9 protein-coding genes and 1 tRNA gene are annotated in these 11,565 nt (G+C 58.7%); 5 read left to right on the top strand and 5 right to left on the bottom strand.

Going from position 1 to position 11,565, the window contains the following annotated elements:
• Positions 1-13: 13 nt before the first annotated feature.
• Positions 14-496 (bottom strand): nitrous oxide reductase accessory protein NosL, encoded by a 483-nt coding sequence (locus GSUB_RS01625; RefSeq protein ID WP_040198899.1) that lies wholly within the window; start codon positions 494-496, stop codon positions 14-16.
• Positions 497-713: 217 nt separating this feature from the next.
• Here GSUB_RS01625 and GSUB_RS01620 point away from each other — a divergent pair, with 217 nt between their 5' ends.
• The 4 genes from GSUB_RS01620 (at position 714) to mltG (ending at position 3,838) form a co-directional block, all read left to right on the top strand.
• Entirely contained in the window at positions 714-1,925 is a 1,212-nt protein-coding gene (locus GSUB_RS01620; protein WP_040198898.1) for a molybdopterin molybdotransferase MoeA, read from the top strand.
• Positions 1,926-2,053: 128 nt separating this feature from the next.
• Positions 2,054-2,130 (top strand) — tRNA-Pro (locus tag GSUB_RS01615).
• A 68-nt stretch (positions 2,131-2,198) separates the two neighbouring features.
• Positions 2,199-2,786: a glycerol-3-phosphate 1-O-acyltransferase PlsY gene (gene plsY, locus GSUB_RS01610; protein WP_040198897.1), complete on the top strand. Its 588-nt coding sequence runs from the start codon at positions 2,199-2,201 to the stop codon at positions 2,784-2,786.
• A 41-nt stretch (positions 2,787-2,827) separates the two neighbouring features.
• On the top strand, positions 2,828-3,838 hold the full coding sequence (gene mltG / locus GSUB_RS01605; RefSeq protein ID WP_040198896.1) for an endolytic transglycosylase MltG: 1,011 nt from the start codon (positions 2,828-2,830) through the stop codon (positions 3,836-3,838).
• Positions 3,839-3,910: 72 nt separating this feature from the next.
• On the opposite strand, the gene GSUB_RS01600 is transcribed toward mltG, so the two are convergent.
• The 3 genes from GSUB_RS01600 to GSUB_RS01590 form a co-directional block, all read right to left on the bottom strand.
• Positions 3,911-6,487 carry a molybdopterin-dependent oxidoreductase gene (locus GSUB_RS01600; protein WP_040198895.1) on the bottom strand — a complete coding sequence of 859 codons (2,577 nt, stop codon included), beginning with the start codon at positions 6,485-6,487 and terminating at the stop codon, positions 3,911-3,913.
• A gap of 92 nt (positions 6,488-6,579) precedes the next feature.
• Complete coding sequence (locus tag GSUB_RS01595) at positions 6,580-8,601, bottom strand: FAD-dependent oxidoreductase (protein ID WP_040198894.1); 2,022 nt, start codon at positions 8,599-8,601, stop codon at positions 6,580-6,582.
• A gap of 247 nt (positions 8,602-8,848) precedes the next feature.
• Positions 8,849-9,277: a hypothetical protein gene (locus GSUB_RS01590; RefSeq protein ID WP_144401908.1), complete on the bottom strand. Its 429-nt coding sequence runs from the start codon at positions 9,275-9,277 to the stop codon at positions 8,849-8,851.
• Positions 9,278-9,444: 167 nt separating this feature from the next.
• On the opposite strand from GSUB_RS01590, the gene grxC reads away from it, so the two are divergent.
• Entirely contained in the window at positions 9,445-9,714 is a 270-nt protein-coding gene (gene grxC / locus GSUB_RS01585) for a glutaredoxin 3 (RefSeq protein WP_040201915.1), read from the top strand.
• Here grxC and GSUB_RS01580 read toward each other — a convergent pair.
• Complete coding sequence (locus tag GSUB_RS01580; protein ID WP_052464351.1) at positions 9,695-11,542, bottom strand: bifunctional homocysteine S-methyltransferase/methylenetetrahydrofolate reductase; 1,848 nt, start codon at positions 11,540-11,542, stop codon at positions 9,695-9,697. The two genes, grxC and GSUB_RS01580, sit on opposite strands and share 20 nt — an antisense overlap.
• Positions 11,543-11,565: the final 23 nt, after the last annotated feature.

The raw sequence follows: 11,565 nt of genomic DNA, 5'->3' as shown, positions 1-11,565 counted from the left end.
CGGGAGTCGGCGATCATGGCCCTCCCGGGCCGGATTCCACTTCCTGCAAGCTCCCTGCGCTGAAGCGCAGAACTTTCTTGCCGCCGTGTTTGCTCAGGAATTGAGTCAGGGCATCATCCCCCTTAACCGGCACAAGTTCATGCCCCATGGGCCCCAGAACCTCACTGCCAGCGACAAAATAAACGTCCTGTGCCGGGAGGCGCTCCATCGAAAAAGATTCGGTCACATAGAGGGCCACCAGGTCTTTTCGGTTGTCTTCCGGCTGATACCTGGGCAGATTGAAATAATAAGCGAACATGTCCTTGGGGCCGTCAAAAAAAACAAGGGCTCCGTCAGAGAATTCGGCAACGGCAACCCAGTTGGGATAGGTGGCGACATACATACCGCAAACGGCACAGCGGTCGTCGGGGGAAGGTGTCAATCTGTCCCTTTCATGCCCCAGGCAGGTCGTCGTCACCAGCAGTGCCAGCAGCACCAATATAAATTGTTTAAGCATAAGAGACCTTTTTTCAGGATGCGACCGCACTTCAGGCGAGGCGCAGGAAAACACACAAACCCACAGGGATTTATTGCGGACCGTTTCCCACCCGGCTATACTCGAATTGCCGCATCTGTGCCAGACTCATTCTCCAGAACACGGAAGCAGGCCATGATTTTAGACTTGGACATGCTATTTCGCAGCAATATTTGGAAGAACAGCTGGAGCCCATGCCATGATCACCTACGATGAGGCCATTAAAAGAGTCCTCGAAACGGTTAAAGTCCTTCCTCCAGTAGAGGAAACGATAGAAAACGCCTTGGGCCGGGTTCTGGCGGCACCGGTTTGCGCCCGCTGGACCATGCCTCCGGCCGACAATTCAGCCATGGACGGTTTCGCCATGAAGGGCAGAGGTCTGAAGGCGGGGAGTGAGCTGCAGGTGGTGGGGTTTGTTCCCGCCGGTCGCCCGCTGACCCAGGAGGTTTCCGACGGGGAGGCGGTGCGCATCATGACCGGCGCCCCCATTCCCGCAGGCTGCGATACGGTGGTGCCGATGGAAGAGGCCGAGGTCGACGGCGACCGTATTCAATTGTGCAGAACTCCCCGGCCGGGACAGCATATCCGCCCCAAGGGTGAGGAATTCGAGGAGGGAGAAACCCTTCTTTCACCCGGGACCCCCTTATATGCAGGAGAGATCGCTCTTCTCGCGACTGCCGGCGTCGCGACCGTCCAGGTTTATCCCCGGCCACGCGTTGCCCTGTTGGCCACCGGCGACGAGCTGGTTGAACTCGGGGCGCCGCCGGGACCCGGCCAGATCATCAATTCCAACACTTACCTGTTGACGGCACGGCTGCGCGAAGAAGGCTGCCATGTTCTGCCGCTGGGCATCGCCCGTGACGACCAGCACGATCTCGGCGATAAAATTGCCGCCGGTCTGCGGCTCGACGTGCTGATCACCACCGGCGGCGTCTCCATCGGGGACCGCGACCTGGTGCAGGATGTCCTGGGGCAGAACGGTTTCTCCCCGATCTTCTGGAGGGTCAAAATCAAACCCGGCAAGCCGGTCCTGTTCGGCACCGCGGGCGACACGGCGGTCTTCGGCCTGCCCGGCAACCCGGCCGCATCCGCATCCACCTTCGAACTCTTCGTGCGTCCCGCCCTCAGGCGCATGGCGGGGTTTATCGACACCCTTCCCCCACGCCTCAAAGTCACCCTCAGCACAGCGGTCGACGGCGGAGAGAAACGCCAGCGCTTTTTATGGGGAACCCTGCGCGAGGACCAAGGCAGCTATTATTTCGACCCCTCTTCACGGCAGAGTTCAGGGCAGAATCGCAGCCTGCAGGGAGCCCAGGCCCTGCTGCCCGTTCCCGCAGATAGCCCCGGCATTGCCGCCGGAACTTCAGTGGAGGTGCTGCTGCTGAGACAGCCCCCCGGACAGAGCCTGTAGGAGATGGCACCCCAGCAATCAGAGGCACAATTCTCTGTCTTCTGGCACCTCTGGCACCGGGAAAACGCTTGCTTTTCCAGATCAATCATGCTATTTCTACCAGCCGCGTTAAGCTGATAGATCAATGTCGGGGCGTAGCGCAGTCTGGTAGCGCACCTGCTTCGGGAGCAGGGGGTCGGAGGTTCAAATCCTCTCGCCCCGACCATTTTTCTTTACACAAAAGCGGCTTCGGCCGCTTTTTTACTTTGAGCCTTTACCGGGAGGACGTTGGTTGTGGGCAGCTTGATTGTGCTGTTGATCCTTTCCTATCTCGTCGGCGCCATTCCCTGCGGCCTGGTATTGACCAAGCTGGCGGGGCTGGGCGATATACGGAGCGCCGGCAGCGGCAATATCGGAGCCACCAACGTTTATCGCGTCGGGGGGCGGCGTCTGGGTGTTCTCACCCTGATTCTCGATGCTCTTAAGGGCGTATTTCCCGTCTTTATTGCCCTGCAGATCGGGCTCTCTCCCATTGAAGTCGCCCTGATCGCCTCAGCAACCTTTCTCGGCCACTGTTACCCCGTTTATCTGGGCTTCAAGGGCGGCAAAGGTGTAGCGACCGGTCTTGGCATCTACCTTGTCCTTTCGCCTCTGGCCGTCCTGATTGCCCTGCTTGTTTTTGGCGCTGTGCTGTGGCGTTGGCGCTACGTTTCGCTGGCGTCTATTTCGGCCGCAGCCGTTATCCCCTTCCTGATTCTGGGACTTGAAGGCTCTTTCCCCCTGTTTTTCGCCACATTATTTATTGCCGCGATGGTGATCTTTCGCCACCGGGGCAACATCGAGCGGCTTCTCGACGGCAGCGAAAACCGCTTCCAGGCTTAAGGATCTTTTTCTCCTCCGGCGCGGCGTGCTATTCTTAAGCGATGAAAATAAATCAGGGTCTCAAACTTCTATCTGCAATACTGATCGGTATTGTTTTCCTTTCAACAATCCTCGCGATCGATTTCGCCCTGTTCCTGCGCCGCCCCATCGCGCCGCCGCAACCGACCGAAATTGAGATTGCTTCCGGCAGTTCCTTCAATTCCGTCGCGCACCTGCTGGCGACGAAAAAAATCATCTCACGCCCCCTTTATTTCAAGCTCCTGGCCCGCCACCAACAGGTTCATGGTGCAATCCAGGCTGGTCGCTATCTTTTCGAGCAGACGGCCCGCCCTGCGGAAGTTCTCACCCGCCTGGTGGCTGGCGACGTGATTCGCCACACCCTGACCATTCCCGAAGGACTGACCCTTAAACAGATTGCTGACCGGGTTGAAGAGCAGGGATTCGGGTCGGCGGATCGTTTTATGGATCTGGCGCGGGAATCGCGTTTTTTGAAGATGATCGATGCTGAGATCTCTTCTCTCGAGGGGTACCTGTTCCCCGAAACCTACCTTCTCGACAAAAATATCGGTGAGCAGCGCCTGCTTAGGGCCATGATCACGGAGTTCAACAAGAGAGCGCAACCCGAATGGCGGGCAGCGGCCGCCGAGCGTGGCCTGTCTCTGCATCAATGGGTCACCCTGGCGTCCATCATTGAGAAGGAAACCGCACTGACTGAGGAGATGCCTCTTATTTCCGGCGTGTTCTACAACAGGCTTGAGCGCGGGATGCGGCTGCAGACCGACCCGACCGTTATCTACGGCATTGAAAATTTCGATGGGAATCTGACCCGGACCCACCTGCGCACGCCGACCCCCTATAACACCTATACCAACTCTGGGCTTCCGCCCGGACCTATCTGTAACCCGGGGGCTGACGCCCTGCATGCCGCCGCATACCCGGCCTCTACAAAATATCTTTACTTCGTTTCCCGGGGCGACGGCTCCCACGTCTTTTCCCGCACTCTCAAGGAACACAACCAGGCCGTACGCCGCTACCAGCTCAATCGTCCATAAAAAAAGCCCGAAGGACTTGCCTTCGGGCCGATTTCGAGAGTGGAACAAATGAGCAGAGCTTGAACCTGCCGATCAGGCCTTGGAGACCTCCACCGCGGTGGAGTTGGTCGCCGAAGGCAGAACCTGATTGATGTTGAGATCGCTGAAATGATAGGGCGCAAACAGCAGGCCTTCAGGCACGTTATCCGAGATGCGGACCTTGCCCTGAGCCGCCCCAACCGTGGACTTGACCCGCAAGGCGCCGCCGTCGGACACTCCGAGCTTCTGAGCGTCCTTAGGATTGACCTCGATATATCCTTCCGGCGCGACTTCAAGGGGCGACTCGGAGAACGTGGAGGTCGTCCCGAAGTGGAAGAGGATTTTGCCGCTGAGAAGCTGCATTCCCTTAGCGGCCCCTGCCTTACTACCGTCCACCCTAACAAACTTGAGCGACTGTTTCTTCGGCGCAGACAGCGGCTTGAAGCAGGGCGCGCAGCCTGCCTTTCCGTCAAGAGGGACCTCGCGATACAGCGGAGCAACAATTTTGATCTCTTCCATGACCTGCTGCAGGCCGACTTCCCCGGCGGCGCGGGGGACCAGACGCTGATAGAGATCGGCAAAGATGTCCCAGTCGGCGCGGGCATTGCCCACCGGCTTGAGAGCCGGACGTACACAGTTGACTCGATGATCGAGCGAGGTGAAGCTCCCTTGTTTTTCTGCGAAAGAGGCGCCGGCCAGCACCACATCCGCCAGGCGGGTCACCTCTGAAGGCAGGATATCCTGCACAACCAGGAATTCGACTTTTTCGAGAGCTTTGCGCCAGCGCATGCTTTCAGGGAAGTTCACCAGCGGGTTGCATGCGGCGAGGTAGAGAAATTTGACTTCCCCTTTTTCAATGCCCTCCAGGATCTTTTCTGCATCTCGTCCCGAGGCGGGCAACTCGCATGCCCAGCTTTTTTCAAACTGGGATTTCTCTTTCTGGTACTCGGCGAAGCCGGGCAGAAACTCGGGGCAGACGCCCATATCGAGCATCCCCTGGGTATTGCCGCGTTCATCGACCGGGAAAACTCCGCCGTCATCACCCTGCAGCGCGCCGCAAACCAGGGCGAGATTGGCAAGCGCCTGAACCTTGTCAGAGGCACCTTCCGAGCGTGTCAGGTCGCCCCCGAACACCAGCGCGACCGACTTGGCCTGCCCCAGCATCTCTGCCGCTTCCTCCAACAGTTCCTGGGAAATCCCGGTTTCTTTCACAACCTGCTTAAGGTCGATTTTTTTCACAGCATCCTTAATCTTTGCTGCATCGACCACAAAGTTTTTGAGGAAATCTTCGTCCGCCAGCCCCTTGTCCACGATCAGGCGGGTGAGGCCGTTGGCCAGTTGAATCTCGCTGCCGGGGCGGTAGCGAAGGTCGCTGTTGGCATAGCGAGAGAGCTTGACACCTCGCATATTGGCGAGCAGCAGCTTGCCGTCACGCTTGCGGGAGGAAAGTTCGATCTGCCAATCAATGGCCGGTGCTTCGGCAGTCGGGTCACAGCCGAAAACGAGCACCGCTTGAGAGGTTCCGATACGATCCATGCGATTGCTGGCGCCGCTGAGCCCCAGCGAATCATGCAGCACGCCCATTGCACGCATGGTCCCGAAGCGAGCCTCGGAGTCGATATTATTGCTGCCCAGCCCGGCACGGAACAATTTCTGAAAAAGATAGTTCTCTTCGTTGCTCAAGCGGCCGGAAGCCAGACCGGCCAGGGCATCGGCGCCATGTGCTTCCTTGATTTCACGGGCCTTTTTGACGACCTTCGCCAGCGCGTCGCCCCATTCCGCCGGCATCGGCTGCCCGTTCTGGGCCACCATGGGCGCCTTGAGGCGCTGGTCGGAATTGACAAACCCGTAATTGAAAAATCCACCAATACACAGGTTGCCGTTGTTGATGGTCGCGCTGTCCTCGGAGGTCACACGCTGGATTTTATCGTGCTTGACATGAATATCGACTTCGCACTGGCTGCCGCACTGGGTGCAGATGGAAGGCGTCACCTTCAACTCCCAGGGGCGGGCCTTGAACTTGAACGGCTTGGAAATCATGGTCCCCGTGGGACACACCGCCACGCAGTTGCCGCAGAATTCGCACTTGTCGAGATCCTTGTCGATATAAGCCTTTTCGCCCTTTTCATTGATGAAAAGAGCCTGAGAACCGACGACCTCGTTGCAGACTTTGACGCATTTTTCACACAAAATGCAGCGTGACGGAACCTGCTGGATCAAAGGCCACTTGTCGATCGGCTCCGGCTGCACATCTTCGGCGGCAAAGTCCTGCTGCGTCACATCGAGCGCATAGCAGGCATCCTGCAGATCGCATTCGCCGGCGGCGTCGCATACCGGGCAATCCAAGGGGTGATTGACCAGCATCAACTGCATGACCTGGCGACGGATGTCGGAGAGCTGCTCCGATTGCGTCGTCACCACGATGCCCTCCTTAACCGGTGTGTTGCAGGCGGTCATCGGCCGGGCAACGCCCTCGACTTCCACCGCGCAGACACGACAGGCGCCAGTGGGAGAGACCTTCTCCAGCCAGCACAAAGTGGGAATGGTGATTCCAACCGTGCGGGCCGCCTCGAGAATGGTGCTTCCTTTCGGCACGCTGACCGTTTTGCCGTCAATTGTCAAACTGACCATAAGAATATCACCCCTGAAACCTGGAACGAGGTACGCTGCAGCCGGAGCGCGTCAACTGGACGCGCTCGCGATGAGGCTCTCTTCCAGATGGTTTAGATCGCAGCCATCGCCATGCGGTAGCAGCGCAGGCACCTTTCGGCCTCGCGCACCGCCTGACTGTCGCTCAGGCCGAGTTCGACCTCACAGTAATTCTTGTAACTCGCCCGCTCGGGGCCATGTATTTCGGCCTGTTTCTCGCGCTCTGCCGAATCAAGCCAGGCCACCTCTTCATCCTTTTCGTAAACACCCAGATTGGTCAGGATGTCTTCCATGATTTCGTCATCGGAGAGATAAACTTTCTTCTCTTCCAGCCAGCGCTGGATGACACGGGCGGCACGATGCGCGTTACCGACGCAGGCCACCACGGTCAGAGGACCGATTTCCGCATCGCCGCTGGCAAAAACTCCATCAAGGTCAGTCACCAAAGTGCGCACGAGGTAGTTGCCCATATCATCCTTGAGGGAACGACCATCGAGCCCCTTAAGAGGCAGATAGCGGGTCACCACCGTATTCCACTTGGTGATGTCGATCCCCATGTCCTCGGGGATAAAAGAAAGGTCGGGATCCTGTCCGATGGCGGGGATGACCGTATCGCATTCGAGAATGAATTCGCTGCCCTCGATCGGTTCGGGACGCCGGCGCCCTGAATCATCCGGCTCGCCGAGCTGCATACGCACACATTCGACTCCGATCACCTGGTTTTTGTCGTCCACAATGATCTTCTTGGGAAGCACCAGGAATTCAAACTTAACCCCTTCTTCTTCAGCGCCGTCGACCTCCCACACGTCAGCGGGCATCTCCTTGCGGGTACGGCGATAAACCAGGTAGGATTCCTCGGCGCCTTCACGCAGGGCGACGCGGACGCAGTCAATGGCGGTATTGCCGCCGCCGACCACCACGACTTTTTTACCCATGCCGGTCGGCTTGCCCATGTAGGCATCGCGCAGAAACTCGATGCCGCCGCGGAGAAAGCCTTTGTACCCCTTGTCCTCGCCTTCAACCCCCATGGGCTTTGACTTGTGCGCACCGGGTGCGAGCAGCACCGCGTCGAATTTCTCCTTCAATTCAGGCAAGGTAATATCCTTGCCGACACGGGTGTTGTAGACGATCTCCACCCCGAGGGACTGGATGATATCGATGTCACGCTGCAGGATATGGCGCGGCATACGGTAGGCCGGAATGCCGACCGCAATCATCCCGCCGCCGAATCCTTCCGGCAGGGCCTCGTAAATCGTCACCGGATAACCTTCAAGAGCAAGGTAATAGGCCGCGGTCAACCCGGCAGGTCCGGCGCCGACAATCGCCACCGTCTTGTCCTTGCGCGGCTTGGGCACCATGGGCGGATTCTTCTTGTGCTTCCACTCCCAGTCGGAGGCGGTGCGCTTGAGCAGCATGATGCTGATCGGGTCGTCTACATTCTTGCGGCGGCAGGCTGTCTCGCAGGGATGGGGGCAGACACGGCCGCAGACCGCGGGAAGCGGCATGCTGTCGCGAATGACCTCGAGAGAATGATCAAACCGATACTCTTTGATCTCCTCGATATACTGGGGGATATCAATGTGAGCCGGGCACTTGTCCTGGCAGGGCGCGGTATACTTGTGGACCAGGCGATGTCCGCTCTGGGGAGCGCTTTCACCATTGATCCGCGCCAGAAAATCTTCACGGTAATGGGTCACGGCGTCGACCAGCGGTTTGGCCGAACTCTGGCACAGAGTGCACTTGCAGTTGCGCAGCAGTTGTGCAAGAACAGGAACCTTGTCCAGATCCTCAGCCTTGGCGCTGCCGTTGTTAAAACCTGCAAACAGATCGGTCAGAACCTTGGTCCCCTTTTTCCCCGGCGTGCACTTGCCGCAGCAGTAAAGCGTCTGCACCCGGTGAATATATTCGGCCGCCATCGAGGGAACGTCAACACTGGCATCAAACACCAGGATCCCGTTCCAGCCCATGAAGGCGGCCAGGGGTTTTTCACCGTCAAACGTTGTGGGGAGCTTGACCTTGGGGGGTTCCGTGTCGGCGGTGGACTTGCGGTTGTCGACGACCTGCGAGCCCCAACTTGAAAAAACGATCTGGGTCAAATCGACCTCCTGTCGGCCTCGTCTGCCGGAGCTTGTGAAATGAAGCTTGCCCGCGGAAAAAAGAACAAAAGCCGGGTCAATGCAAAGGGTTAATACCGAGCTTTATGTATACAGTATGCAATCTAATAGCACAAACGTAAACGCCAAATCAAGGGAAAATTTCCCATTCCTCGCGCTCCCTTCGAAAGGGCGAAAAATAAAGGAAATCACTATTTTAGAATTCAAATTCGAAGCCCGTCTCACCGGTTCAGTCCGCGCCTGGAAAGGGTGGAAACGGCGTTTCGAGAAGCCATCTTCCCTGCCCGGTATTGTCGATCCCGGCGGCCTTCCAATGCTGCACCGTGTCAAACCGGCGCAGTGATGCCGACGGCAGTTCATAATATTCGATTTCCAGGGTCACTTCAGCCCTCAGCCCCTCATCGGAGGGGACAATATCGACAATACGGACCTCGGTGACATTAATCTGGCCGCGATCACGCTGCCGTTCGATGAAGGCCCGTCCCTCTTCCGCATCGACAAAATAACTGGCGACTGCCCCATGATCTCCCCATCGCAACGCCTGAGCGAAGCGGCCGAGTGTGGAATGCAGGTCTTTCTGGGGTGTGAGGGTAGACTGGCAGGCAGACAAAATCAACGTCGCCAGCAATAGAAACCCGAACACTTTAGGAGATCTCAAGCACAGAGTTTTCATTTTTTCACACTGGACCCTTGCATGGGAAAAATCCTGGGATAGAATGGATCTTTTGATTTTGGAAAGCCGAGCAAACGATTATGCTCTGTTTCGCCGACGATCGTCGAAAACTTGAGTTGACGTTGCAAACCAAGGAGGCACGCGGGCGCACCATGAAAAATGTTGAAATCTACACCAAAAGCTACTGCCCTTACTGCAAGCGCGCCAAAGAACTGCTGCATATCAAAAACGTCTCTTTCACCGAGTTTGACGTCACCTCCGACCCCGTTAAGGAGCAGGAGATGCGCCACAGGTCCGGTCGCCACACGGTGCCGCAGATTTTTATCGACGATGAGCCGATCGGCGGCTGCAGCGACCTGTTCGACCTGGATGAGACCGGTGAACTGGACGGCAAACTCGGGATCAACTCCAGCGGCGGATAAACCGGATCAACTCCAGCGCGATGTCGACCTTACCAAAAGGCGGCATCAGATACCACCCCCCGACTCGCCCGCGACCGGCATCGATCAGCTCCCTGGCCACCGCCAGCCCTTCCGCCACGCCTTCCGGACCGCTCTTGCCGCGCATTCTCTGCCGCACTGTATCCGGCAGGCGGATGCCGGGCACCTCGTTATGCAGAAACTCGGCATTGCGCTCGCTCACCAGGGGAAGGATCCCTACCAGGACCGGGATTTCAAGCGGTTCGGTCAGCCGCAGCATTTCGTCAAGCAGAGCAGCGTCATACACCGGCTGGGTCTGCACAAAGCAGGCCCCTGCGGCGATCTTCTTCTCCAGGCGCAGGATCTGCCCCTCCATGTTCCGCACGTTCGGATTGAAAGCGGCCCCCAGCAGAAATTCAGTATGACCGCCGAGGTCGGCACCCATCAGGTTGGTCCCACGGTTCAGGGCGGACAGAAGTTCGAGCAGCCCGATGGAATTGAGATCAAAGACACTGGTGGCGCCAGATTCCCCCCCTAGGGAGACCGGGTCACCGGTGACCGCCAGGATGTTGCGCAACCCCAGCAGGTGAGCCCCCATCAGGTCCGAGTGCAGCCCGATGAGATTGCGGTCGCGGCAGGTCACGTGGGCTATGACCGGCACCCCAACCTCCTGCTGCAGCCGACTGGCCAGGGCGAGATTGCCGAGGCGGATGCGTGCCAGGGGATTTTCCGCGAGGCTGATGGCATCCACGCCTGCCTCATGCAGTGACCTGGCCGCAGCCAGCACCTTGTCGCAATCGAGACCGCGCGGCGGGTCGATCTCCACCGTCACGACCGGACGCTTCCCCCAGCCATCGAGAAACCCTGTTGGCCGGCAGAGGGGATGAGTCGACTCGACGGGGGAAGCCGCCTGCGTCCGCCTCGGCAACATGCGGGGTGCAGGCACGCTGCCCCGCACGGCTTCAGACAGAGCGCGGATATGCTCCGGCGTCGTGCCGCAGCATCCTCCCACCAGGGTCGCACCCGCCGCCACCATTTCGCGCCCCATGGAAGCAAAATATTCCGGGGTGGCCAGATAGATGTAGCGCCCATCGTGATACTGGGGAAAGCCGGAATTGGCAAAGGCCGACAGGGGACGATCGGTCAACGCCGCCATCGCCTTGACGGCAGCCAGCAGATCACGCGGCCCGGAGCCGCAATTGGCGCCGATCAGATCCGCCCCGGCGGATTCCAGAACCGGAACCGCCGTCTCGGCATCAATCCCATCGCGGGTTCGGCCGCCTTCGAGAAAGGCAAGCTGAGCGACGGCGGGCAGCCCGATTTCTGCGGCAACAGCCAGTGCGAGACGCAGGTCTGCGAGGGAGGAGAACGTTTCGAGAAGAAACAGATCCACCCCGCCCTCGGCCAGAGCATTCATCTGCTCACGCAGAATCTGCCTTTTCTCCGATTCCTCCAGCGGCGCATCGCCCCCGCGAGGCCCGATAAGCGGCCCCACCGAGCCGGCCACATAGCGGGTGCTGCCGGCCGCCTGCCTTGCCAGGCGGGCACCGGCGCGATTGATTTCGGCCACCTTGCTCTGCAGGCCGATTGCACCGAGGCGCGCACGGTTGGCCCCGAATGTGTTGGTTTCGAGCAGATCGGCACCAACGGCGGCGTAGGCCTCATGCACAGAGGCAACCAGCGTTGGGCGCACCAGGTTGAGGTGTTCGAAGTTGGCATCGAGCGAAACGCCGCGTTCATAAAGGAGCGTCCCCATAGCGCCGTCACCGATAACGACACGTTCGGCGCACAACTCTAGAAAACGTCTGCTGCGTGAGGGGTAATTAGACATGGGTGGTTTCCGGAAGTCTCATA

The organism is Geoalkalibacter subterraneus (assembly GCF_000827125.1).
GTDB lineage: Bacteria > Desulfobacterota > Desulfuromonadia > Desulfuromonadales > Geoalkalibacteraceae > Geoalkalibacter_A > Geoalkalibacter_A subterraneus.
This window is presented reverse-complemented; position numbering and strand designations above follow the sequence as displayed.